This is a genomic window from Bradyrhizobium sp. SZCCHNR1098 (assembly GCF_032489375.1).
Taxonomy (GTDB): domain Bacteria; phylum Pseudomonadota; class Alphaproteobacteria; order Rhizobiales; family Xanthobacteraceae; genus Bradyrhizobium.
Window position 1 is genome coordinate 237,022 of sequence record NZ_JAUEXY010000004.1, and the last position, 23,944, is coordinate 260,965.

25 protein-coding genes are annotated in these 23,944 nt (G+C 65.8%); 12 read left to right on the forward strand and 13 right to left on the reverse strand.

The window, feature by feature from the left end; translation table 11 throughout:
* Positions 1 to 21: 21 nt before the first annotated feature.
* Together QX135_RS11455 and QX135_RS11460 are read right to left on the reverse strand one after the other, a co-directional pair.
* On the reverse strand, positions 22 to 1,404 hold the full coding sequence (locus QX135_RS11455; RefSeq protein ID WP_316234101.1) for a tetratricopeptide repeat protein: 1,383 nt from the start codon (positions 1,402 to 1,404) through the stop codon (positions 22 to 24).
* 102 nt (positions 1,405 to 1,506) lie between these two features.
* Positions 1,507 to 2,256 carry a tetratricopeptide repeat protein gene (locus QX135_RS11460; protein ID WP_316234102.1) on the reverse strand — a complete coding sequence of 250 codons (750 nt, stop codon included), beginning with the start codon at positions 2,254 to 2,256 and terminating at the stop codon, positions 1,507 to 1,509.
* 316 nt (positions 2,257 to 2,572) lie between these two features.
* Here QX135_RS11460 and QX135_RS11465 point away from each other — a divergent pair, with 316 nt between their 5' ends.
* Positions 2,573 to 3,343 (forward strand): hypothetical protein, encoded by a 771-nt coding sequence (locus QX135_RS11465; protein ID WP_315777848.1) that lies wholly within the window; start codon positions 2,573 to 2,575, stop codon positions 3,341 to 3,343.
* 85 nt (positions 3,344 to 3,428) lie between these two features.
* Here the strand turns inward: QX135_RS11465 and QX135_RS11470 are convergent, their stop codons facing one another.
* From QX135_RS11470 to QX135_RS11490, 5 genes are all read right to left on the reverse strand, one after another.
* Positions 3,429 to 4,229: an SDR family oxidoreductase gene (locus tag QX135_RS11470; protein ID WP_316234089.1), complete on the reverse strand. Its 801-nt coding sequence runs from the start codon at positions 4,227 to 4,229 to the stop codon at positions 3,429 to 3,431.
* Between the two features lie 23 nt (positions 4,230 to 4,252).
* Positions 4,253 to 4,627, reverse strand: a complete 375-nt coding sequence (locus QX135_RS11475) for a DUF1850 domain-containing protein (RefSeq protein ID WP_316234090.1) — start codon at positions 4,625 to 4,627, stop codon at positions 4,253 to 4,255.
* A complete protein-coding gene (locus QX135_RS11480; RefSeq protein WP_316234103.1) occupies positions 4,624 to 6,717 on the reverse strand; it encodes a TRAP transporter permease in 2,094 nt (697 codons plus the stop codon). The genes QX135_RS11475 and QX135_RS11480 overlap by 4 nt, the downstream gene beginning before the upstream one ends.
* A gap of 155 nt (positions 6,718 to 6,872) precedes the next feature.
* The gene (locus tag QX135_RS11485; RefSeq protein WP_316234091.1) at positions 6,873 to 7,835 is read right to left on the reverse strand and encodes a TAXI family TRAP transporter solute-binding subunit; all 963 of its coding nucleotides are present in this window, start codon (positions 7,833 to 7,835) and stop codon (positions 6,873 to 6,875) included.
* Positions 7,836 to 8,043: 208 nt separating this feature from the next.
* The gene (locus QX135_RS11490) at positions 8,044 to 8,520 is read right to left on the reverse strand and encodes a hypothetical protein (protein ID WP_315736112.1); all 477 of its coding nucleotides are present in this window, start codon (positions 8,518 to 8,520) and stop codon (positions 8,044 to 8,046) included.
* Between the two features lie 173 nt (positions 8,521 to 8,693).
* Here QX135_RS11490 and QX135_RS11495 point away from each other — a divergent pair, with 173 nt between their 5' ends.
* A complete protein-coding gene (locus QX135_RS11495; RefSeq protein ID WP_315736110.1) occupies positions 8,694 to 8,996 on the forward strand; it encodes a hypothetical protein in 303 nt (100 codons plus the stop codon).
* An 18-nt stretch (positions 8,997 to 9,014) separates the two neighbouring features.
* Here QX135_RS11495 and QX135_RS11500 read toward each other — a convergent pair whose 3' ends face one another.
* Both QX135_RS11500 and QX135_RS11505 read right to left on the reverse strand, forming a co-directional pair.
* Positions 9,015 to 10,196 carry a hypothetical protein gene (locus QX135_RS11500; RefSeq protein ID WP_316234104.1) on the reverse strand — a complete coding sequence of 394 codons (1,182 nt, stop codon included), beginning with the start codon at positions 10,194 to 10,196 and terminating at the stop codon, positions 9,015 to 9,017.
* A 25-nt stretch (positions 10,197 to 10,221) separates the two neighbouring features.
* Complete coding sequence (locus QX135_RS11505) at positions 10,222 to 10,851, reverse strand: CoA pyrophosphatase (RefSeq protein ID WP_316179444.1); 630 nt, start codon at positions 10,849 to 10,851, stop codon at positions 10,222 to 10,224.
* Between the two features lie 80 nt (positions 10,852 to 10,931).
* On the opposite strand from QX135_RS11505, the gene QX135_RS11510 reads away from it, so the two are divergent.
* From QX135_RS11510 to QX135_RS11520, 3 genes are all read left to right on the forward strand, one after another.
* The gene (locus QX135_RS11510) at positions 10,932 to 11,354 is read left to right on the forward strand and encodes a PaaI family thioesterase (RefSeq protein WP_315736104.1); all 423 of its coding nucleotides are present in this window, start codon (positions 10,932 to 10,934) and stop codon (positions 11,352 to 11,354) included.
* A gap of 160 nt (positions 11,355 to 11,514) precedes the next feature.
* Entirely contained in the window at positions 11,515 to 12,525 is a 1,011-nt protein-coding gene (locus tag QX135_RS11515) for an aldo/keto reductase (RefSeq protein ID WP_316179442.1), read from the forward strand.
* 1 nt (position 12,526) lies between these two features.
* Complete coding sequence (locus QX135_RS11520; protein WP_316179441.1) at positions 12,527 to 13,837, forward strand: tetratricopeptide repeat protein; 1,311 nt, start codon at positions 12,527 to 12,529, stop codon at positions 13,835 to 13,837.
* Between the two features lie 6 nt (positions 13,838 to 13,843).
* On the opposite strand, the gene QX135_RS11525 is transcribed toward QX135_RS11520, so the two are convergent.
* Together QX135_RS11525 and QX135_RS11530 are read right to left on the reverse strand one after the other, a co-directional pair.
* Complete coding sequence (locus tag QX135_RS11525) at positions 13,844 to 14,809, reverse strand: NAD(P)-dependent oxidoreductase (protein WP_316179439.1); 966 nt, start codon at positions 14,807 to 14,809, stop codon at positions 13,844 to 13,846.
* Between the two features lie 155 nt (positions 14,810 to 14,964).
* Positions 14,965 to 16,266: a Xaa-Pro peptidase family protein gene (locus tag QX135_RS11530; protein ID WP_315758877.1), complete on the reverse strand. Its 1,302-nt coding sequence runs from the start codon at positions 16,264 to 16,266 to the stop codon at positions 14,965 to 14,967.
* Between the two features lie 122 nt (positions 16,267 to 16,388).
* On the opposite strand from QX135_RS11530, the gene QX135_RS11535 reads away from it, so the two are divergent.
* The 3 genes from QX135_RS11535 to QX135_RS11545 are packed head-to-tail and all read left to right on the forward strand — an operon-like array spanning position 16,389 to position 19,069.
* On the forward strand, positions 16,389 to 17,447 hold the full coding sequence (locus tag QX135_RS11535) for a LacI family DNA-binding transcriptional regulator (RefSeq protein ID WP_316179437.1): 1,059 nt from the start codon (positions 16,389 to 16,391) through the stop codon (positions 17,445 to 17,447).
* A 57-nt stretch (positions 17,448 to 17,504) separates the two neighbouring features.
* Entirely contained in the window at positions 17,505 to 18,323 is an 819-nt protein-coding gene (locus tag QX135_RS11540) for a CoA transferase subunit A (RefSeq protein ID WP_316179435.1), read from the forward strand.
* Positions 18,320 to 19,069: a CoA-transferase gene (locus QX135_RS11545; RefSeq protein ID WP_316179433.1), complete on the forward strand. Its 750-nt coding sequence runs from the start codon at positions 18,320 to 18,322 to the stop codon at positions 19,067 to 19,069. The genes QX135_RS11540 and QX135_RS11545 overlap by 4 nt, the downstream gene beginning before the upstream one ends.
* Positions 19,070 to 19,434: 365 nt before the next feature.
* Here QX135_RS11545 and QX135_RS11550 read toward each other — a convergent pair whose 3' ends face one another.
* On the reverse strand, positions 19,435 to 19,893 hold the full coding sequence (locus tag QX135_RS11550) for a hypothetical protein (protein ID WP_315736088.1): 459 nt from the start codon (positions 19,891 to 19,893) through the stop codon (positions 19,435 to 19,437).
* Between the two features lie 88 nt (positions 19,894 to 19,981).
* Positions 19,982 to 21,478, reverse strand: coding sequence for a radical SAM/SPASM domain-containing protein (locus QX135_RS11555; protein ID WP_316234092.1), 1,497 nt, complete (start codon positions 21,476 to 21,478; stop codon positions 19,982 to 19,984).
* A gap of 79 nt (positions 21,479 to 21,557) precedes the next feature.
* Here QX135_RS11555 and QX135_RS11560 point away from each other — a divergent pair, with 79 nt between their 5' ends.
* The 4 genes from QX135_RS11560 to QX135_RS11575 all read left to right on the forward strand — a co-directional run bounded on the left by QX135_RS11560 (position 21,558) and on the right by QX135_RS11575 (position 23,943).
* A complete protein-coding gene (locus tag QX135_RS11560) occupies positions 21,558 to 22,019 on the forward strand; it encodes a DUF1843 domain-containing protein (RefSeq protein ID WP_315716327.1) in 462 nt (153 codons plus the stop codon).
* Positions 22,020 to 22,038: 19 nt separating this feature from the next.
* Positions 22,039 to 22,509, forward strand: coding sequence for a hypothetical protein (locus QX135_RS11565; RefSeq protein WP_315777859.1), 471 nt, complete (start codon positions 22,039 to 22,041; stop codon positions 22,507 to 22,509).
* 94 nt (positions 22,510 to 22,603) lie between these two features.
* Positions 22,604 to 23,032, forward strand: coding sequence for a hypothetical protein (locus QX135_RS11570; RefSeq protein ID WP_315826541.1), 429 nt, complete (start codon positions 22,604 to 22,606; stop codon positions 23,030 to 23,032).
* 32 nt (positions 23,033 to 23,064) lie between these two features.
* Entirely contained in the window at positions 23,065 to 23,943 is an 879-nt protein-coding gene (locus tag QX135_RS11575) for a caspase family protein (protein WP_316179425.1), read from the forward strand.
* The last annotated feature ends 1 nt before the right edge of the window (position 23,944 follow it).

A 23,944-nucleotide genomic window follows, 5' to 3' on the forward strand; every position in this document is an offset into this window, starting at 1 on the left:
CGCGCCATTTTCCGGGCCGGATCAATGCGCTCCATCGCGCAGGGTATCCAGGCGACGCTGCAGGGCTAGACGAAGGTCGTAGCCGGGCTTGCCGAACCGGGCGTTGCGCTCGGCGATGAAGTCACGCTGCCTGCTGCGCAGCTCGGCAGCGGCGCGGCCACGCGAGGACTTCAGCAGCCGGGCGTAGCTTTCGGAAATGCCGAGATCGAGCACTGAGAGCTGCGGGTCGGCACAGATGACCTTCTCGACCTCGCGTACGGCGGTGGCGCAGTCGAAGGACGGCCCGCTGCGCTCCGACGGGGCGTTCAACGGACGCGGCGGCTCGGCGCCGAACTTCTTGATTTCGGCCCGCATGACGCGCCGACCGGCATTGGCATTGTCGTTGCCGGGATCCAGCCGCAGCGCCGCCTCGTAGTCGGCCAGCGCCTTGGCGCGCTCACCCATCTTCTTGAACAACACCGCGCGGTTGTTGTAGGCGAGCGCGAAATTCGGATCGAGCCGCAGCGCGGCGTCGTAGTCGCTGAGCGCCGCGCCGAGCTCGCCCTTGAACTGATGGGAATCGCCGCGGTTGGTGAAGAAATTTGCCCGTTGCTCCATCCTGATCGCCTGGTCATAATCGGCGATCGCCTTGTCGTACTCCTTCATGGCGGCGTAGGTGAGGCCGCGATTGTCGTAATATTCCGACACCTTCGGATCGCGCCGGATCGCCTCGTCGTCATCGGCCAGCGCCTTGTCCATCTGGCCGAGCTTCTTGTAGGCCGCGGCACGATTGGTGAATGTGCGCGGCCGTTCCGGGTCGAGCCGGATCGCCTCGTCATAGTCGCGCACGGCCTTCTCATTGTCGCCGCGCAGGTAGAAGGCGACGCCCCGGTCGGCATAGGCCTGCGCGTAGTCGGGCTTCAGCCGGATCGCCTGATCGTAGTCGGCCAGAGCGCGATCAAGACGGCGCTGCTCGGTATGGACAACGCCACGCAGCTCAAAGGCTTCGGCGTCATTCGGATCGAGCGAGATCGCCATGCTCAGATCGGCCGCCGCCTTGCCGGCATCGCCACCGGCTTCGCGCATCAGGTCGCCACGCAGCCGATAGGCACGCGCATTCTTGCCGTCGAGCGCGATGGCACGGTCGAGGTCCTTCAGGGCCTGGGTCAGGCCGCCCGAGGTACGCGCGCGGGCGTCGGCGCGGGCAACCAGGGCGATGGATTGATCCTTCGGCGAACCCGATGCCTGCTCGATTGCGGTCGAGCAGGCGGCGATGAGTTCGGACGGTGGCGCCTTGCTGCCCAAAGCGCATTCGGGGTCCGAGGCGGATGCTGGCTGGGCCCCGAGGCCAAGGACAAGCCCGGCTGCAAGACCCAGCGCGAGGTAGGACGAGCGGGATGAAATCGAACGAATGAAAGCGTGCATCGGCATGGACTCGGCTCGAATTCCGACTGTTGCGGGTTGAGATGCTGATCTCCCCCGTTGTCGTCTCCGGACGGAACCCGGTTCAAGCGGCCACGCCGATGGCTAATAGCCGTCGACGCCGTTCAGCCGCCGCAGGCGGTCCTGCATTGCCTTCTTGAGATCGTAGCCGGGCTTGCCAAAGCCGGCGTTGCGCCGCGCGATGAACGCGTCCTGCTCGCGCTGCAGGGCACGTGCCGCGGCGGGGCCGAGCGCCTCGCGAACGACGCGGGCCTGCGCGCCGTCGATCTCGCGATCGAGATTGGCGAGCTCCGGATCGGCGCAGATCGCCTTCTCCACGGCGCGCCGCGCCATGGCGCAATTGAAGCTCGGCCTGCCCGCGACGGCCATCTGCGCGCCCAGGCGCTCGAGCTCCACTGCGAGCGCGTGGTAGTTGCTGCGGGCGCTGGCGTGATCCGGATTGAGCCGCAGCGCCGCGGCGAAATCGGCCAGCGCCTTCGGACGGTCGCCCTTCTTGCGATGCAGTTCGCCGCGCGCATTGAAGATGCTGGCGAGCGTCGGGTTGAGCTGCAAGGTCACGCCGTAATCGGCGATGGCGCGATCGATCTCACCCCTGGTGATGAAGATCGAGGCGCGCGCGATCAGCGCATTGATGCGATCGGCCCTCGCGGCCTTGGGATTGTCGATCACGGCGCCGCATTCGGTGAGCACCTTGTCGCCATCGTGCGCCTCCGAGGCCGCCATGCAGGCACCGGCATCCACCGCCGGCTCCTTGCCGGGCTCGGCCGCGCCAACCGCATGGGCCTGGGTCGAGACCAGCCATCCGAGCGTGACAAGCGCAGCGAGGCGCAGCATCCCATCCCGGCGATCGGCTGCAGCCCATGAGGAGACGGATGCGGTCAAGGCAGATGGCTCTCTCAGGTCGTGGGCGATCCGGCACGGCGCGGGCGTAGCCGCCGCCGCGGCGACTTCAACTATACAGCGGCAGCCGCGGTGCGACAGTCCTTTCCTGCAGAAGGCGCCCCTTGCGAACGGGCGCTCGCGAGCTGATTGCGGCCCGACAAAAATGCGTGTGGTCGTGCCGCGCATTCCCCTCGCGATGTTGTGGATGCGCACCGGCGAAGCCTTCGTCGCCATTTGAACCTGTTGCGATCCCCGCAGACACAACCGCATGACTATTCTGACCGACAATTCGCGCGCACGCGGCGTCGTTGCGTCCCCTGCGCGCTATTTCTATTTCAACATGGCTCTGGCCTGCATGGCCATTGCGATCATCGGCTTCGCACCGACCTACTGGCTGCCACTGGCCCGCGGCTCATTCTCCGGCGCGCCCGTGATTCATTTCCACGGCTTCCTGTTCTTCACCTGGACTCTGTATTTCGCGCTGCAGAGCTGGCTTGCCGCATCCGGACGCACGGCGCGGCACCGCTCGCTCGGCATCTTCGGCGTATCGCTCGCCACGGCGATGACGATCTTTGGCTTCCTCGTTGCCATCGAGGCGATGAAGCGCTCCGCGGCAATGGGGCAGGTCAATGAGGGCATCGCCTTTGCCATCGTGCCGCTCAGCGGCATCGCCTTCTTTGCCGTGGTCTTTACGCTCGCGGTTGTCCATCTGCGCCGGCCGGAAACGCACAAGCGGCTGATGCTGCTCGCCGGCATCTCGCTGCTCGACGCCGCCGTGGCGCGCTGGTTCCTGACATTCCTGGCGCCGCCCGGCCCGCTCGGCCCGCCGCCGGTGTTCGTAACGATCCCGCCGGCTTTCGTCGCCTACCTGCTGCTCGTCGTCGCCATCATCCACGACCGCCGCACGTTCGGACGTGTCCACCCGGTCTACGTCTATGGCGGGCTGGCGCTGATCGCCGTGAAGCTCCTGAACTGGCCGATCAGCATGACCTCGGCATGGCATGCGTTCGCGGGCGGCATGCTGGCCATGGCGCAGTAGCGCCCTCCCCCGCATCATCGCCGTCATTGCGAGGAGCGATCGCTCCGAGGCAATGACGGCGTGACGAAGCCGGCGCTTGTCTGATCTAACTCCTGCAGGTCAACCCGCCATCCACCACCAGCATGGTGCCGGTGACATAGCGCGACTCGTCGGAGGCGAGGAACACCGCAGCATTGGCGACGTCGAAGGCGTCGCCCATATGCCCCATCGGCACCTGCGCATCGCGCTTCTTCCACATCTCCTCGACATCGCCCTTGGCGTAGCTCGCAGCCAGCCCAGCGGAGTGCTCGACCATCGGCGTCTTCATCAGCCCGGGCAGGATCGCATTGACGCGGACGTGCTTCGGCGCGAACTCGACCGCGGTCGTGCGCGTCATCTGGTTCATCGCCGCCTTGCTGGCGCCGTAGCTGACATAGGAGATGCCGACCTGGCGGATCGAGGCCACCGAGGAGATGTTGATGATGGAGCCACCGCCCTGCCCGATCATCACTGGAATGACGTGCTTCATGGCGAGATAGGCGCTCTTCAGGTTGACCGCGAACACGCGGTCCCATTCCGCTTCATCGACATCGACCACGCTGCCCATCTCCGCAATGCCGACATTGTTGTCGAGCACGTCGATACGGCCATAGGCGGCAACGCAAGCCTTCACCATCGCCTCGACCTCGACGGCCTTCGAGACATCGGCGGTGAACGCCTCGGCCTGCCCGCCTTCGCCTGAAATGATCGAGGCGGTCTCCGCGGCGGCGTCCTTGTTGCGGTCGACGCAGAACACCTTGGCGCCCTTTCGCGCAAAGGTCACGGCCGTGGCCTTGCCGTTGCCCCACCCAGGCCCGATCGAGCCCGCACCGACCACCAGCGCCACCTTGCCCCTGAGACGATCCATCGCGTTCTCCCGTCGTTTATTCGTTATTCGCTACAGGCGCTCATCGTGATGGTCGCGGCGCCGATGTCATGGCCGAAAATGTCCGACAGCGTCCGGCATTGCCCGTCCGCACAGATGCGCCACTCGCCGGCCGCGCCGGAATTGGCGAGCACGATCCGCGACAGCGGCCCCCGCTGGGTCTGCCACTGGAACCAGCCGTCGACCAGCCGCGCCTCCGGCGGCGGCTCCATGCCCGCGCCCGAGCCCCTGACGCGCGCCTGCACCAGTTCGAGACCGTCGGCCGTGACGCGCCAGTCCTCCTGCCACGCGGTCTTCTCGACCGAGTGGGTCCAGGCCAAAGTGAAGCCGGCGAGGGTCAGCGCCTTCACCACACCTGATGAGGCGAGGCAGAGGCTCAAGCGGAGGCCGCCACGGCAGCCGGCGGCCGCTGCCGCCACTGCCACGCCACGATCACCACCGCCAGCGCGAAGCCCAGCACGTCACTGTAGGGAAATTCGCCGAGCAGGCAGACCGACGCGACGAACGCCAGCAGGCGCTCGATCACGGTCATACGCGTGAACAGGAAGCCGATCGCCACCATGCCGAACAGGCCGATCGAGATCAGCGCCTTGACGCTCGCATAGACGACCGCGCCCAGGAAGCCGAGCTGCGCCTCCATCGGGTCGCCGGCCTGCAGCATCAATGCCGGCGAGTAGACGAAGATGAAGGGAATGACGTAGCCGGCGAGCGCGATCCGCATCGCCTCCCAGCCGATCTTGTCCGGATTCTCCTTGGCGATCGGCGCCGCCGCCAGCGCGGCCAGCGCGACCGGTGGCGAGAGGTCCGCCATGATGCCGTAGTAGAACGCGAACATGTGGCTCGCGATCAGCGGTACGCCGAGCTTGGCGAGCGCAGGTGCCGCCAGTGCCGCGGTGATGATGTAGGTCGGGATGGTCGGAATGCCGGTGCCGAGCAGGATCGACAGCAGCATGGTCATGATCAGCGCCGCGAACAGGCTGGTCTTGCCGAGGCCGATCACCCAGCTGCCGAAGATCGAGCCGACGCCGGTCTGCGTCATCATGCCGATGATGACGCCGACGATCGCGCAGGCCATGCCGACGGTCAACGCCGACTTCGCACTTTCAGCCAGAGAATCGCGGCAGGCGTGCAAGGTGCCCATGCCGCCGCGCACGAAGCCGGTGATGACGATGAGCGCGACGACGACGGAAGCGACGGGCACGATCTGCAGGCCGTTGCGCGACAGCGCGCCGACGACGAGCGCCAGCCCGATCCAGAACACGTAACGCAGCACCTGGTTGGAGAAGCCCATGGTGATCGAGGTGCCGAGGATCAGCGCCACCGTCAGCGCGAGTCCCATCGAGCCCGCATACAGCGGCGTGAAGCCCTCGAACAGCATGTAGACCAGCGCGGCGAGCGGCAGCACGAGGTACCAGCGCGCCACCAGCGCCTTCCAGGCGCTCGGAATCTCCGACGGCTTCATCCCGGTCAGGCCGTGCTTGCCGGCCTCCAGATGCACCATCCAGAACGCCGAGGCGAAATAGAGGATGGCCGGGATCACGGCCGCCTTGACGATGACCGAGTAGTCGACTCCCAGCGTCTCGGCCATGATGAAGGCGACCGCGCCCATGACAGGCGGCATGATCTGGCCGCCCATCGACGCGGTGGCTTCGACGCCGGCGGCGAAGGCGCGGCGGTAGCCGAACCGGATCATCAGCGGAATCGTGAACTGGCCGACGGTCACCACATTGGCAACGCCCGAGCCCGAGATCGTACCCATCATGCCGGAGGCGAACACGGCGACCTTGGCCGGACCGCCGCGGGTGCGACCGAACAGGCCGAGCGAGACGTCGGTGAACAGCTGGATCATGCCGGCATGTTCGAGGAACGAGCCGAACAGGATGAACAGGAAGATGTAGGTCGCCGAGACGTAGATCGGCACGCCGTAGAAGCCCTCCGTGCCGAAGGAGAGGTGTGTAATCACCTGATCGAAATCATAGCCGCGATGATTGAGCGGCGCCGGCAGATACTGGCCGAAGAACCAGTACAGCAGGCAGGCGCCGCACATCAGCGGCAGCGCGAGCCCCATCAGCCGGCGCGTGCCCTCGAAGATCAGTACCGCCAGCAGGGTTCCGACCACGAGATCGGTGCGCGTCGGATCGCCGTCGCGCGCGATCAGATCCGCATAGAAGATCCACTGATAGAGGCCGCACAGGAAGCCGATGGCGCCGATGGTCCAGCCGGCGGTACGCCCCGCATCGGTCTTGGCGGTGAAGTTGCCGATCAGGCCGAAGGTCAGCAGCAGCAGGAAGCCGACATGGACGCCGCGGACGACCTGGCTCGGCAGATAGTTGAAGGCGGCGACGTAGAGCTGGAATATCGCAAAGGCGAGCCCGATGCCGTAGGCGAGATAGCCCCAGCGGCCGGGGCCGAAGCCTTCCGGAAAGCCGTGCTCGAAATTGTCGAACTCGACCTTGACCGGCGTTTCCATGTTAACGGCTTCGATCGTCATGATCCCCCCAACGCGCCCATCAGGCGCTGCTGACCATGGCCGCAATCACCTGAACGACAAGACTGCGCGGAGGGCTTCCCGCGCAGCCGGTTGCGAATGATCCGGCCTGCAAGGAAGGCCGGGCGAGCAGCTCCTTATTTCAGGATGCCCTTCTCCTTGTAGTAGCGGATCGCGCCCGGATGCAGCGGCACCGGGCTGTCCTGCGCCGCTGTCTCCAGCTTGATCTCCTTGCCGGCGGCATGCGCATTGGCGAGCTCCGGCAGCGAATCGAAGATCAGCTTGGTCATCTGATAGGCGAGATCGTCGGATACCGCCGAGCTGGTAACGAGATAATTGATCACAGCCGCGGTCGGCACGTCCTTGTCCTGACCGGTATAGGTGTTGGCCGGGATGATCGCCGCCACGAACGGCGCACCGATCTTGTCGACGACCTCCTTCGGCACCGACACCACCGTGATCGGCGATGAGGTCGACAGATCCTTCAGCGAGGCGACGCCGAGGCCAGCCGACTGCAAGGTGGCACCGAGCTGCCGGTTCTTCATCAGGTCGACGGATTCGGCGAAGGGCAGATACTCCACCTTGCCGAGATCCTTGTAGCTCATGCCGGCGGCGGCGAGGATCGCGCGCGAGTTGAGCTCGGTGCCAGACTTCGGCGCGCCGACCGACAGACTCTTGCCCTTGAGATCCGCCAGCGTCTTGATGCCGGACTCGGCCGTCGCGACGATCTGGATGTAGTTCGGATAGATCGCGCCGATCGTGCGCAGCTTGTCCAGCTTGGACTTGAAGCCGGCCTCCTCCTCGCCGTTCCAGGCGGCTTTCAGGGAGTCGCCGAGCGCGAAGGCGAGCTCGCCGCGTCCCTGCTGCAGCAGGATCAGGTTCTCGACCGAGGCCTTGGTCGCCTGCACCTGGGTCTTCACATTGGGGATCTTGTCGCCGTAGATCTTCCCGATCGCGACACCGAGCGGATAGTAGACGCCCGACGTGCCGCCGGTGAGCACGTTGATGAAACTCTGCGCCTGCGCCGCTGGCGCCGCGAGCAGGCAGGCGGCTGCCAGAATGAAACCGGTTGCAGTGCCAGAGAATGTCGAGAAACGCATGGATCCTCCCATTGATTTTGCCGCAAATTGGACGGCTGCGGGCGCGGGGTCAACCCATCCGAAGGACTGGCGCACCAGCCTCTCCCGCTCCCACGGCGCGAGGCCGGGATCGATGCGGCCCGCGTTCAATCTTACATTGACGGTATCATCGGCTTGAACCACAGGTGCAGCCCAGAGCGGCGGGCCGCCTCCCTCGCGAGGCCGCCGATCATTGGAACGTCATGTCGAGGCATTTGGAGATGTCCGAGCCGAGCCCGGACGAGATCGTGATGCAGCCGCGCACCTTCTGCTGGGTCGCATCCGCCACCCAGATCGAGTAGCCGCCATTGCCGAAGAAGGAGTTGGTGTTCGCCGGCTCGGTCTCGGTGGCGTCGAACTCGTATTTCGAATCGGTGTCGAACACGCGCGGCTTCCTGGTGCAGCCGCCGTCGGTCTGGACGTTGATGACCTCCTTGTTGTCCCGGGTCAGCGACAGGGAGACCTGGCAGCGGAAATATTCCGAGGTCTTCACGTTGAAGAGGTAGGCGTAGGACTTGCAGACGGCCGTATTGAGCTTGCCGGCGGAGAGACCGCGGCTGCAGGCGATGCGTTGGTTGTTGGACAGCTTGAAGTCGTCGGCCCGGGCGGACGCCAACGTCACCAGCGACAACGCCGCAACCCAACCGATCTTCGTGACGAGGCTCATCCGAATCATCCCCAAAGTGTTTTCTTGGCCTATGTTTCTAAACCACGCTGCAGGATAATCGCGAGATCGGCGAATTTAAAAATCCGCCAACGATCACTGCGCTGCGACGGGGCGACGTTGACGCTGCCTCGGTGTTCGTGATTTGTTCGAGACGACATCGATTGGAGGAGGACATGAAGAGCCCGGTTCTGAAAGCCCTTATCGCCCTCGGTGCGCTGGGCGCACTGACTAGCGCGGCGCGCGCGGCACCGCCGGAGCCGTGGGAGCTGAAGCCCGACATGGGCTACGCCTATGGCAAGGATGGCAAGACGCTCGCCTACAAGATGGGCACCAAGAACGCCGACATGCTGCTCAAGGGCGCCAAGAAGGTGCCGAAGGGCACGCTGTTCTTCGTCGGCCAGAACGGTCAGCTCTACATGCGGACGGCCCCCTATCTCGACGGCGACGGCAGCTTCTCGTTCGGCGCGGATGAGTGAAGGCGAGCGAGCGCAGCCTCAGAACGCCGCCGCCAGCTCCTTGGCGCCGGGCAGGCCGCTGAGCGAGTCCATCCTGGCATCCGTCACCGCCAGCAGCTTTGCCACGGTGTTGTGGCGAACGGCGACCGGATTGCGCTCATAGCCGCCGCGCTGGAAGAAGTTGGCGGTCGGAACCTGATCGCGCATCTCGAGCGGCATCGTCACCATGTCGAAGCCGGTGCCGTCCCCGGTGAGATTCATCATCTCGAGCTCTGCGGCCGAAAGCGGCCGGGTGTAGCCCTTGGCGCGCGCGAACAGCACCGAGGTCAAGAGCTTGTGGGTCTGCAGCATCGGCCCGACGTCGATGTCGAGCACCATCGCATGCATGGCCCACCCCTGCGGCGTATTGCCGATCTTCTCATGCGCCGACCAGTCGTCCGGCACGGAGCGCGCAATCGCGACCATCTTCTTCAGGACCGCGAGCTTGTGCTCCATCGCGCCACGCGCCGGGCCGGTCGTCTGCGCCACGCGTTCGCCGAGCAGGCGGATGAACAGCGGGCCCTGCTCGGCCAGCAGCTCGACACTGTTGGTGGTCAAGAGCTGATTGTAGCCGATCGCCGTCGAGATCGCGCGGTTGCCTTTGAAGCCCGATTGCGAGTCATGCTTGCCGTTACCGCCGGTCTCGAAGGCATAGACGCGCACCGCCTGCTCGCGCGTCAGTCCCGACGCCGCGGCGAAGCGCGCATAGGCGCGCTTGAAATCGATGTCGTTGGCGGGGCGCTGCGGCGACCATTGGAAATGCTCCTGTGCCGCCTTCACGAGGTCGGCGACCACCGGGATGTATTTGCGCTCGCGCGGCTCGCCCTCAGGTTCCGGCTCGGGGTTCACCGGCCGCTTCGGCCCGGTGTAGACCGGCGGCTGCTCCAGCACATAGTCGTCGAGCCCGATCGGCTGGCGGTCGCGGCGCTTGGCATTGCGCGCACGGCGCTTGTCGGCGATCGCCTTCCAATAGGCGCCCGCCTCCTGGTCGAACTCCGCCCGCGCCTGCTGATATTCGGCGAGTTTGCGCCGATACTCCGCAATCGCAGCCGGCGATGCCATCTGCGCCAAAGCTTCGCGCGGCGCGACCGGTGAGCCGGGTTCCGCGGCCAGCAAAGGCAGCGCGCCGGAAACGGCGCAGGCGAGAATCAGGGCAAGGGTGCGAATCGGCTGATGCAGCATGCCGCCCTTGTAGCCGAAACGGCGGCTACTTCCAGGCAAACACCGGCTGCTCCAGCTCGTGCACCCGGGTGTCGCGGCCGGACAGGACCTCGCGGAACTGATAGATCAGCGCTGCGGTGGGCGCGTGAATGAGACCCTCGCGGGCGTGAAAACGGATGGCGCGCCGCGTGCTCTCGGGGATCGCGGTGAAATCGAACGCGTCATCCGCCGTGATCGCGTCGAGGCCGATCCGGTGCACCGAGGAGACCTCGTCCGGATTCGGCCGCAGCGTGCGGCCATTGGCCGCCCATACGACGACGGGGGTAATCAGATAGCCCGACCGTGTCGGGTAGTCGTCGAGCAGGCCCAGCACCGCATCCGGCGCCAGGATCAGCCCGAGCTCCTCTGCGAGCTCGCGCAGCGCGGCCTCGACCGTCGTTTCGCCGGCGTCGCAGCGTCCGCCCGGCAGCGCCCATTGCCCGCCATGGCTGCGCAGCCCTGCAGCACGCAGAGTGAGCAGCAGCGCCGTGTCGCCGGTCTCGTGGTGCGGGGCCAGCGCGATCACCACCGCCGCGCGCTTCAGCGAGGCCGCCGCCACAGTCGCCTCCAGCCGCACGAAGCCCGCGCAGCAGCTTGCGATTTTCCGCCTCGTGGCATCGTCGAACGGCATCGGCATGCAGCTTGACTACACCAGGCCGGCGACAGATGAAACGACCTCCAGGCCGGCTCGGGCCACAACGGGAAGGGTCTTCAGCGATGACGAAATCGGCCGCGGCCAGGATGACGTCCGACGGCTGGGAGATCGTCGACACCTCCGGTTTCCTGCATCTGATCGGCCCGCTGTGGCAGCGGGTCGTCGGCGGTGTCCACGAGTACGCCATCGTCACCGAGGACAAGCACCACAACCGCCGCGGCCTGGTTCAGGGCGGCGTGATCATGACGCTCGCCGACCGCAGTTGCGGCATGACGGCCCGCTACGCCGCGGGCAAGGAGCACATGGCGACGATCCAGTTCGACACGCATTTCGTCGAGTCCGGCAAGATCGGCGAGACCCTGGTGTCGCGGCCGCATGTGGTGCGGATCACCCGCAGCCTGGTGTTCATCACCACGGAGGTCATGGCCGGACATCGCGTGATCGCGATGGCCTCGGGCGTGTTCAAGATTCTGAAGAGCGAGTGAGCCGTGATCTCGCCTCTCCGTCATTGCGAGGAGCGCAGCGACGAAGCAATCCAGAGTCCCGACCCGGCCCTGGATTGCGTCGCTGCGCTCGCAATGACGCGCTGAGAGAGTTATCGTATCCCCTTCGCCCGCGGTGGCGACGGTTTGAAATGAGGCAAGAATGCAATATCGCCAGCTCGGCCGTTCCGGCCTGAAGGTGTCGCCGATCTGCCTGGGGACGATGATGTTCGGCGGTCCCACCGACGAGCCGACATCCGCCCGCATCATCGCCAAGGCGCGCGACGCCGGCATCAACTTCATCGATACCGCGGATGCCTACAACAAAGGCGCTTCCGAGGAGGTGGTCGGCCGCGCCATCGCGCGCGAGCGCGACCGCTGGATCGTCGCGACCAAGCTCGCCAATCCGATGGGCGACGATCCCAACCGCGCCGGCCTGTCGCGGCGCTGGGTGCTGCAGGCGGCGGACGAAAGCCTGAAGCGGCTCGGCACCGGTCACATCGACATCTACTACCTGCACAAGGAGGATCACGCGACGCCGCTCGAGGAAACCGTGCGCGCGATCGGCGACCTCATGCGTGCCGGCAAGATCCGCTATTTCGGCGTCTCCAACTACCGCGCCTGGCGGCTCGCCGAGATCTGCAATCTCTGCGACGCAGGCGGCATCGACCGCCCCATCGTCAGCCAGCCCTACTACAATGCGATGAACCGGATGCCCGAGGTCGAGCACCTGCCGGCCTGCGACTATTACGGCCTCGGCGTCGTGCCCTACAGCCCGCTGGCGCGCGGCGTGCTCACCGGAAAGTACAGCCCCGATGCACCGCCGGACACGGACACCCGCGCCGGCCGCAACGATACGCGAATGATGCAGACCGAGTGGCGGCCCGAATCGTTGAAGCTGGCGCAGGAGATCAAGCGTCACGCCGAGACGAAGGGCTTCACGCCGGGACAGTTCGCCGTGTCCTGGGTGCTCAACTCCGCCTTCATCAGCTCCGTGATCGCGGGTCCGCGCACCGAAGCGCAATGGGACGACTACATCCGCGCGCTCGACTATCCCTTCGCCGCAGACGACGAGGCGCTGATCGACCGGCTGGTCGTGACCGGCCACGCCTCGACGCCCGGCTACAACGATCCGGCCTATCCGATCGAGGGCCGCAGGCCGCGGGTGGGCTAAGATGGAGGAGGATCGCTACGGCCTGCCACTGTCGACCGCCTCCACTGACGCGGCCGCAGCCTATCGCGAGGGCATGGATCTGCTGCTCGCATTCTGGCCCGGGGCCACTGACGCGTTCGAGCGGGCGATCATGCTCGATCCGGAGTTCGCGCTGGCGCACGCGGCGCGTGCTCGCATCCACGCGATCTACATGCAGCGCGAGGCGGCGCTGCAGACCATCGCACGGGCCCGCGACCTCGCTGCCAAGCGCGGCACCCCGCGCGAGCAGAGCCATGTCGCGACCCTGGTGCTCGCCATCGAGGGACGCGGCACTGACGCGCTGACATCGACCCTGGCGCATCTGGCGAACTGGCCGCGAGACGCCATGATCATGGCGCTCCCGCTCGGCGCTTTCGGCCTGCTCGCCTTCTCCGGCCGCGCCGATCACGATGCCGCCCGCCGCGACCTCTGCGACCGCTTCGCCGCTGACTATGGCGAGGACTGGTGGTTCATGTCCAACCATGGCTGGGCCCTGACCGAGGCCGGCGAGTTGGCGAAGGGCCGCGCCGTCACCGAGCGCAGCTTCGCGCTGCGCCGGCACAACGCCTATGCCGTGCATGCGCTGCTGCATGCGATGTTCGAGGACGGCGCGGTGGACGAGGCCGATGCGCTCGTCGAGGGGTGGATCGGCGACTATGACCGCACCGGGATGCTGCATGGCCATATCTGCTGGCACCAGGCGCTCGGCGCGCTGGACCGGGGCGACGCCGACAAGGCGCTGGCGGTCTATACCGACGTGCTGGTGCCGACGATGGACTCGGCGCCGCCGCTCAACACCCTGTCCGACTGCGCCTCGCTGCTGTGGCGGCTGATGGCTGACGAGCAACCGGTGCCGCCCAACGCATGGGCCGACACGGCGGCCTATGCGAGCACGCGCTTCACGGGTTCGACCCTCGCCTTCGCCGAGATGCATCTGGTGATGATCGCGGCAGCGACGCATGACAGCGCCGCGCTCAAGGGACGCCTTGCCGCGATCGAGCGGCGGCAGGCCGAGGGCAGACTGCCGGCCGGGCGCATCGTGCCGCACATGTTGCGGGCGCTGCGTGCGTTCGCCGATGACAATTGGCGCGGATGCGCGCGCGAGCTTGCGCCCGTCATCGGCGATCTCCCCCGCATCGGCGGCAGCCACGCGCAGCGGGAGGTGATCGAGGACACCTACATCCTGGCGCTGATCCGCAGCGGCGCGCTGGCCCAGGCACGCGACCTGCTCGATGCCCGCCTGCACCGCCGCCCCTCCGCGCGCGACACGCGCTGGCGGGCGCTGACGGTTTGACGGACGTTATCCCTCCGTCTCCAATCCCGTCGGCATCGGCACGTTCTCGGGCTGCAGCTTGAGACCCGCCGCGAGCGCGACGGTCTCCAGCAGCGCCGCAAAGTCCTTCTCCAGATAGCCGGCGGGATCTGGTTGCAGCGAGGCGGCGCCGACATGGGCCTGCAATGCCTCGCGCGTCGCGGCCGTCACCGGCATCGCGACGTCGAGCTGGCGCGCTGCCGACAGGCCGAGATCGAGATCCTTGCGCAGCAGCGGTGGCGTGAAGGTCGTGGTCCAGTCGAGATTGACCAGCGCGTTGCTCTTGTACCTGGTGAAGGTCGAGCCCATCACGCTGGCATTCATGAAATTGAGGAAGGCATGGCGCGGCACGCCGGCCTTCTGCGCCAGGATGGTGATCTCGGCGAGGTTCTGGATCACGACGCCGAGGAAGACGTTGTGCGCGATCTTGCAGATGCGCGCGAGCTCGCCCTCGCCGACATAGGACACGCCGGAGACGGCGATCTTCGCCAGATACGGTTCGATGACCTCGAACGCTGCCTTGGGGCCCGAGACCACCGACGACAGCTTGCCGGCCTTGACGCATTTGCCGTTGCCGGACACCGGCGCCCGCACGAACTCACAGCCCAGTCGAATGAGCTTGGCGGCGATCGCCTCCGACTGCTCGATGCCGATCGAGGAGCAGTCCACCAGGATCCGGGGACGCGATCCAGAACTGGCAGCCACCAGGCCGTTGTCGCCGAAATAGACCTGCTCGAGATCCTTGCCCGTCGACACCATCGTGAACACGATGTCGCACGCGGTGAGATCACGGGGATGATCGACGATCACGCCGCCTTTCGCCGCCAGCGGCTCGGCCTTGGCGCGGGTGCGATTGTAGATCGACACCTTGTGGCCGGCCTTGAGCAGGCGCTCAGCCATTGGATAGCCCATGCGCCCCATGCCGATCCAGCCGAGCGAATGCGTCGTGGTCATTGTCGTCTCCTCGTCCTACTTATCACGGATGCCGTCATTGCGAGGAGCGAAGCGACGAAGCAATCCAGAGTCACGGCTGCCGCCCTGGATTGCTTCGCTTCGCTCGCAATGACGAAAACACGAAGACCACTCTCCTGGTCGCACCGTCCGTTCGCTCAGTAGCGGTTGGCGATCGGCAATTCCTCGGCCGGGAACAGCGTGATCACCTGACAGCCCTTGTCGGTGACCACCACCTCCTCCTCGATACGCGCAGCCGAGAAGCCGTCGGTCGCCGGACAGTAGGTCTCGAGCGCGAACACCATGCCGGTCTTGATCTCCATCGGATTGTCCAGCGAGACCAGCCGCGAGATGATCGGGCGCTCATGCAGCGCGAGCCCGAGGCCGTGGCCGAACTGCAAGCCGAAGGCCGCCATCTCCGAGGGAAAGCCGAACTCCTCGGCCTTAGGCCAGACCTTGGCCACGGTGTCGGTCGAGACGCCCGGCTTGATCAGCGCGATCGCATTGTCGAGCCATTCGCGGCACTGCTTGTAGGCGTCGTGCTGCGCCGGCGTGGCGCGGCCGACGTTGAAAGTGCGGTAGTAGCAGGTCCGGTAGCCCTGATAGGACTGCAGGATGTCGAAGAACGCCTGGTCGCCCGGACGCAGGATGCGGTCGGTGAAATTGTGCGGATGCGGATTGCAGCGCTCACCGGAGATGGCATTGATCGCCTCGACGTCGTCGGAGCCCATCTCGTAGAGCATCTTGTTGGCAAGCGCGACGATGTCGTTCTCGCGCACGCCCGGCTTCAGGTGCTCGTAGATCGAATGATAGACGCCGTCGACCATGGCCGCGGCCTGGTTGAGCAGCATGATCTCGTCGATGTTCTTGATCTCGCGCGCGTCCAGCATGACCTGCTGGCCATCGACCACCTTCATGCCGGCCTTCTGCAGCTCGAAGAACATCGCCGTTTCCGCAAGGTCGACGCCGACAGGCATGTCGGCAACGCCTGCGGCGCGCAAAAGGCTCATGACCTCCTCGGCATGCGCCTTCATCAGTCCGACCGCCGGCGGCACGGTGCCGCGCATTCCGAGCATGCCGGCGCGGCAATTCTCCGGCGCCAGCCAGTCACAGAACAGACGATGATGGACGGCCGCCGAGCCGAAATCCCACACGATCGGCTCGCCGTCGCCGGCCAGCAGCGCGAAACGGCACAGCTTGTCGCGCTCCCATTCGCCGATCTTGGTGCCGGACACGTAGCGAATGTTGTTGACGTCGAACAGCAGCAGCGCACCATAGCCCGACGCCTTCAGCGCCGCGCGCGCCCGCGCCAGCCGGTAGCGCCGTAACCTGTCGAAATCGACGCGGCGCTCGAAATCCACCGAGACATGGCCATGCGACGGAATCGCCCGCCCCCAGCGCCAATGCGGATCGAGATGCTCCGGGCTGACCAGATGCGGCTTCAGCGCGCTCGCTGTCATGTGGACGTTTCCCATTGTTCTATTGCAATCGATTGCAAAGCCGAATTTATTGCATACACGCAAAGCGTGTCAAGGTATAGCATGATCAAAACGTCGTTGCGCGGCGACATCAGAGGCTGGGAATGAAACGGACATTGCGACCGGCAGCAGGCCTGCATGCGTCGTCCTCGCGCCCGACGATCAAGGACGTCGCCGCCCGTTGCGGTGTGCATCCCTCGACGGTCTCGCGTGCGCTCAGCCCGGCGATGAAGCACCTCGTCGCTGCCGATGTCGCGGACAAGATCCAGGCCGCAGCCAACGCGCTCGGCTACCGGCTGAACATGGCCGCCAAGGGCCTGCGCACCGGACGCAGCGGCCTGATCGGCGTGCTCGCGCCGGATATCGCCGACCCCGGCTTTCCGCCGATGCTGTCCGGCATCGCCGATCATCTCCACGCGCAGGGTTATGCAACGATCGTGGCCGACGCCGGCACAGAGGGGTCGGAGCGGGATCTCGTCGACCGGCTGATCGCGCGCGGCGTCGACGGTCTGGTACTGGCGACGGTGAGCTTGCGTGACGACGTCGTGAAGCACTGCCTGGATGCAGCGCTGCCGGTGGTGCTTGTCAATCGCGTCGACGCAGCCGGACTCCTGCCCTCGGCAGCAAGCGACGACGCCGCCGGCATGCGTCTCGCCGTCCAGCATCTCGTCGCGCTCGGCCACCGGCGCATCGGTCACGTCGCGGGCCCGCAGCACATCTCGACCGGCGCACGCCGCCGCGCCGGCTTCGAGGCCAGCATCAGGGCTGCGGGACTGTCGGCCCGCCATGCGCCGGTCGAAGCCGTCGAAACCTATACGCGTGCGGCGGGTCGCGAGGCTGCGCTGCGCCTGCTCGCGCGGCGGACGCGCCCAACCGCAATCGTCGCCGCCAATGATCTGCTGGCGCTCGGCGTCTATGACGCGCTCGCCGCGCGCGGCCTGACCTGCCCCGGTGATATCTCCGTGGTCGGCCACAACGACATGCCGTTCGTCGACATGGTCGCGCCGCCGCTGACCACGGTGCGGATCGCCCAGCGCGACATGGGGGAAGCCGCGGCGCGGCTGCTGCTCGACCGCCTTGCCGGGCGCGAGGCAGCGACCGACCACATCGTATTGGCGCCGGAGCTCATCATCCGCGGCTCGACGATCGCATACGAGCACTGACACGTCCGCGGGGCATCGCTACACTGCGCGGCAAAGCAACAACGGGAGGATACGCCGATGACGGAGATGGTCGGCCTGGAGGCGCTCGTCGCATCCATCGCACCGGGGCAATCGATCGCGATCCCGGTCGACCGTGCCGGCGTCTCGATGGCGGCGACGGCAGCGATGATCGAGGCCGGCCTCACCGGGCTGCATCTCGTCTGCGTGCCGATATCGGGCCTCCAGGCCGATCTGCTGATCGGCGCCGGCGTGGCCGCGGTGGTGGAAACCAGCGCCGTCTCGCTCGGCGAGGCCGGCGGCGCACCGCGCTTCGTCGCGGCCGTGCGCGACGGCAGCATCCGCCTGCGCGATGCCACCTGCCCTGCGATCCATGCCGGCCTGCTGGCCGGGCAGAAGGGCGTGCCGTTCATGCCGATCGCCGGCATCATCGGCAGCGATCTGCTGCGGGTCCGCCCCGATTGGAAGGTGATCGACAGTCCCGTCGGCGAGCCTGGCAAGGTGGTCGTGGTGCCGGCGATCACGCCCGACGTGGCGCTGTTTCATGCCCCCGAGGTCGACCGCTTCGGCAATGTCCGCATCGGCCGCTACCGTGAGCTGGCGACGATGGCCTATGCGGCGAAGCGCACGCTGGTCACCGTCGAGCGTATCGTCGATCGCGATTTGATGGCGACCGAGGACTCCGCCGCCGGCGTGCTGCCGGCGCTCTATGTCGATGCCATCGCAGTCGCCGAGAACGGGGCCTGGCCGCTGCCGCTGTGGGACGAGTACGAGACCGATGGCGCCGAGCTTTCGCGCTACGCCGCGATGGCGCGCACCGACGAGGGCTTTCGCACCTATCTCGCCGCCTTCCTGACCCGCAGCAAGGAGGTGGCATGACCATGCACGACGAGCGCGCACGCAAAGAACTGCTGATCACCGTCATCGCCGACCTGCTCGATGGCATCCGCCATGTCGCCGTCGGCGCCTCATCGCCGATCCCGGCGGCCGGCGCGATGCTGCTGCGCGCACGCAACGCGCAACAGGGCAAGCCGCCTGTCCGCATCTCGATCCTCGGCTCGAGCCGGCACAATTTCTTCACCAATGGCGGCGTCGAGCTGTTCGACTGCGCCGCGCAGGGCCGCGTCGACGCGTTCTTTCTCGGCGGCGGCCAGATCGACGGCGCCGGGAACATCAACCTGGTCGGCACCGGCGACTATCCGCGGATGGATGTGCGCTGGCCGGGTTCGTTCGGCTCGGCCTATCTCTACCATCTCATTCCGCGGGTGATCCTGTTTCGCGAGGAGCATTCGCCGCGCGTGCTGGTGCCGAAGGTGGATTTCGTCAGCGCCGCCGCGACCACGCCGGAGGTGAAGCGGCGCGGCGGACCGCATGCGCTGCTGACCAATCTGGCGCTGTTCGATTTCGACCGCGAGCGCGGCGGCTTCCGGCTGCGCTCGGTGCATCCGGGCTACTCCGCCGACGACGTGCGCGATCGTACCGGATTCGATTATGCGGTGCCGGAGATCGTGCCGCCGACGCCCGCGCCGGACCGGGCGACGGTCGAGCTGATCCGCGGCCGGATCCTCGACGAGCTCGCCGAATGCTATCCGGAATTCGCGCGCGCGATGGCTGCAGCGGCTTAGCTAGCGATCCAGGCTACGCCTGTCCATGCTGGTGCCGACGCCAAATTGGATCGCCAATTGGATGGATAGGCCACCGCACGCCGCGGGGCGGGCATTTTGAACTCGGAAAATCCGCCAAAGGCTTAAATGGACGAACGAAGTAAGAAAACTCAGAAGGGCCCATCGCCATTCCGCTGAGCTATGCTGCGACCGGAACGGTTTGCCGCCGCTGGTCGCGGCGGGTCTGGCGCACACACCGTCCACGATGCCCGGGGGGGCCAAAGCCGCCAGTCGACTCGGTCGGCATCATGCGATGCCGCACCTGTGAAACCGGCGCACGGGCAAGCCGCGCGCCCGCCTTCAGCGTTGATCGGTTTCACTGTTGATCAGTGACGTGCCGCCGCAGCACCGGCATAGACACCGGCAATGAAGGCCGCCGCCGCTCCGGCAACGGGCACCAGCGCCGGAACGAACTTCGCCCCTGCCGCAGTATCGATGATCTGCTGCAGCGTATTGCCGTCCTTGGCCTGGGCGCACTCCTGGTAGATGCGCGTTGCGGCTGCTTCGATCTCGGCGAAGGTCGCCGTGCAGATCACCTTGTCGATGCCCTGATACGATACAGGTCCGGCTTTGCGGTCGTGAAGGTATTGATGCGTGAGTTGCAGGCCACCGCCGACGATCGCTCCTGCGGCTGCAGCGCCGAGCGCCAGCACGGCGGGCGCGATCTTCGGCCCGAATTCCTTCGCGCCCGCTGCTCCTGCTTCCGCGAACGCCAAAGCCGGCATGTGCAGCCAGGACACGGGAATGTTCGCCAACGCGGCTCTGACGTCTTCATTTGCATTCATGGGATACTCTCCTCGGTTGGGTTTGATTGGACCAGACGACTTTCGCCAGCGCCTTCCCGCGGCCGTAGGCACCGAAGAACGACTCCGCTCAACCTGCGGAGGCGCCCTTCGGTCCGGCGGGCGCCGCGATACGGCGCAGTATTTGTTCGATCTCGTTGTGGTGCTGCATGACGCGTTGCACGACCCGCACGTGATCATCGGCACTGTTCGTTGCGTCCGCGCCTGCGCGGCAATGCGGGCATTCCGGCTCTCCCTGATAGAAGAAGTGCTTGCAGGACTCGCAGAGCAGCAGCTGGTCCAGCCTCGCCGCTGCGTCAGGCGCGAGATCCTGGAACTCGTCGCTCGCGTACACTTCCTGGCCGTATCGGCCGCCGTGGGCGTCCTCGATCACGATGTCGAAGCAGCCATGGTCGAACGGCTGTCGTCCCGATGGCCTCGTCCGCTGCACGATCACCTCGCGCCAGCCGCGTTCGGCCAGCCGCAATACCCGGTAGTGGCAGAACGGATTGTTGCCAGGCCGTCCCGACAGCACGTGCGCGGTCCAACTGCACCCGGCGCGGCAAATCGGACCATAGTAGCACTTGGCGCAGAACCCCCAGCGGCGCCCGCGGCTCTCGTCGAGATCGCGCATGAAACGCAGTTCGGCGCTGTCGTTCCAGATGTCGGTAAATGATCGATCGCGGATATTGCCGCCGACATAGGCGGCCGTGGGGAGCGACGGGCAGCCCTTGATAGCGCCGTCAGCCTCGATTCCCAGGCCAGCCCGTCCGGCCTGGCAGCCGCCGTAGTATTCGAATCGTCCGGAGGTACTGCGCCAAGCCGCTTCGTATGGACCAAAATACCCGATGTTGTTACCGGGCATAAGCTGCAGGCCGCGATCGAGGCCCTCTTCGAACAGTGCAAACAGCTCCGGCATCAGCGCAGCGAGATCGAAGGGCTGCAGCAGCAAGGATGGAGCATCGGCCGCATTGCCCATGGGCACGGTGAGCTGAATCTGCCAGGCGGAGGCCCCGGCGTCGATGATCGTATCGAAAATGTCGCGCAGGCCGCCCAGGGTAAGACGATTGACCTGCGAGTTGGCGGTCGCCATCAGCCCATGCTTTCGCGCGTTCCGGAGCGCGGCCACCGCCTGGCCGTGGCTGCCCTTGATACCGCGGAGTCGATCATGTGTAGCGGCCGGGCCGTCGATGGAAACGCCGACGGTCTTGAGTCCGGCACGCGCGGCTGCTTCGATCTTCGTTTCCGTGAGTGCCCGGGCGCCGGTCTGCAGGCCGCAGACAATGCCGTTACGAGTGATCTCCTCGACGAGGACTAGCCAATCGGGGCGGAGGTAAGCTTCGCCGCCGATCAGAACGATCTCCTTGGTGCCAGCGCGCGCAAGTTCGCCAATCAGAGCGATGCATTCCGCGGTGGTCAGCTCGTCATTGCGAGGTGCGCCGGCCCGGGACCCGCAATGGCTGCACTTCAGGTTGCAGAGGAGCGTGATCTCCCAGACCACATAGCGCGGTTGAGCGGTAGGCAAGCCACCGGAAGGGATTGATCGGACCGGCATCTCGGTATCGGCGTGGGGTACACGAGAGAACATGAAATTTGCCGCGACATCGTTGACGATTGGTATCGTAAAATACTAACCTTAGATTGTATAGAGGACGAGGGAGGCGAATTTGGCGAAGGAAGGCGTTCCAGGCGGAGTGGTGCCTCTGTACGGCCTTGCGATCGGCAATGCGCTCGCAAGTGGCGGTATCACTCTGGATGAGTTGGTCACATTGCGCTCGCACGCGAAGGCAATCGTCGACGCTCAAGGCGATCTGGTTTCTGCGGTGAACGCGCTCGACGAGGAAATCGTCAAGCGCGGCGGACAGGCGGCCGCCAAGGGCGCGGCGCCTGCCGAGGTCGTGCCATCCGAACGCTTCACCGTGCAGATCACCGGCCTTCCGATCGAGCCACAGGCGAGACAGAGCATCGAGCAGGCCGTCAATAATGCGGTGAAGGCTGCCATTGCCGCTCACGATAGCGGCGGCGACCTGAAGATCACGGCGTTGTCTCAAATCCAATCGTTCGGGGGAACGCACGGCGGCGCCACTGCGGGTCTGATCGCCACGATCGATCTTCAGTCAGCGCCTTGAAGGTTTGGAGGGGGACATCATGACCGAGAAGAGTACAGCTGGCGGAATCGCATCCTTCGCCGGTGGAGCAATCATGGTCTATGGCGTTGCCATTGGCAACGCGTTGGCGGCGGCCGTCAAAGGGCCCGCATCCATCGACGATCTGGTGTCGTTGCGCGACCATGCGCGCCAGATCGTCGGCGTCCAGGGTGATCTTGTCGCTGCGCTGGCCGCTTTGGACGCTGAGATTGCGAAGCGTGGAGGCGCCAAGGCGGCGCCGGCGCCGGAGATGGAGCGCTTCGTCGCTCAGATCGATGGCGCTCCGCTCTCCGACCAGTTGAAGTCTGAGATCGAGCAAGCCATTCAGAAGGCGGTGACGGCCGAAATCGCAAAGCTCGATACGCGCGGCGACATGGTTGCGACGCCGCTGTCGCAGATCAAGGCGTTCGGAGCGGGACCTGGCTCCCAAATTTACGGAGCTGTCTATCGACCGAAGCTGGATAATCCCTGAGTGCGGTCGAATGCCCGGCACACGTTCGGATCACGGCGATGTCCAGACCAAGCAAGCCGGGCGAGGCGAGAGCGAATCGAGAGGCGTTCAGGCGATGTCCGATGCAGCATCCGTGAAGCCGAAGTCGGTGCCGATGTGCCCGAGTTCGCGCTGCGCCGACGGCAACACGCTGCTCGGCATCGTCAATGCCGAGGGCCGGATCGATTTCATTCCCGAGCGCTTCGAGGTCGACGCCGCCTTCGTCGCAATCGCCCGGCAGGGACGTCCGCCGGAACAGCGCTTCCGCTTCTCGTCGCCGTGCCTCGCGCGCGGCTGCGGGAAGTGGGACGGCAAGCGCTGTGGCGTCGCCAAGATCCTGAACGAGCACGGGCTGGAGCTCCTGCCGAATGAGCGGACCGTGGCGCTGCCGCGGTGTTCGATCCGCGCGAACTGCCGTTGGCACGGCGACTACGGCGATGCGATCTGCGCGGTCTGCGCCTGGGTGGTCACGGAAAGCGGCAATCGGCTCGAACCGCCGGCTTGATGTTTGCGAGCCGAGACATCAGGGGGACAGAAATGGCCAAGGGCATTTCGCTGCATATCGGTCTCAATCGGCTGGACCCGAAGCACTATGCTGGGTGGGACGGCAAGCTGAACGCCTGTGAGAATGATGCGCGCGCGATGGAGGCGATTGCGAAGACGGCGGGCTATCGGACCAGCATTCTGCTCAGCGAGCAGGCCACGCGCGGCGCCGTGACTGACATGCTGACGATGGCCGCCCGCGACTTGAACAGCGGAGACATTCTGCTGCTCACCTATTCGGGCCACGGCAGTCAGGTTCAGGACCTCGACGGTGACGAGATCGACGCACTCGATGAGACCTGGTGCCTCTATGACGGACAGATGATCGATGATGAACTCTATCGCGTGTACGGCGCGATCGCCGATGGCGTTCGCGTTCTGATTCTCTCCGATTCCTGCCATAGCGGCACTGTGGCCAAGGTGAGCTACTACGAGATGGCGCAGGCCGCCGGCTTCGCCGGGAATTTGGATATCGCCGTGGCCGGCAGGGCCGCGACGAAAGGGATCAGCTATGCGCCCAAGTTCTTGCCGCAGGATATCGCCCTCCGTACTTATGAGCAGAACCGCGCATTTTATGAAGCCATCGGCCGGGCCGCGAAGGGCGGGCCGGGTGCGGAGTCGAGCGATGTCGCCAAGGCCAGCATCCGTCTGATCTCGGGCTGCCAGGACAATCAGGTGTCATTCGATGGCGCCATCAACAGCGTCTTCACCGCGGCGCTGCTGCTGGTCTGGGCGAACGGTCAATTCAAGGGCAATTACAACGATTTCCACCTTCAGATTCAGCGCAAGATGCTGCCGACGCAATCGCCGAACCATTACAGGATCGGCAAGGAAGATCGTGAGTACGACAGCCAGCGCCCGTTCACGATCTAGC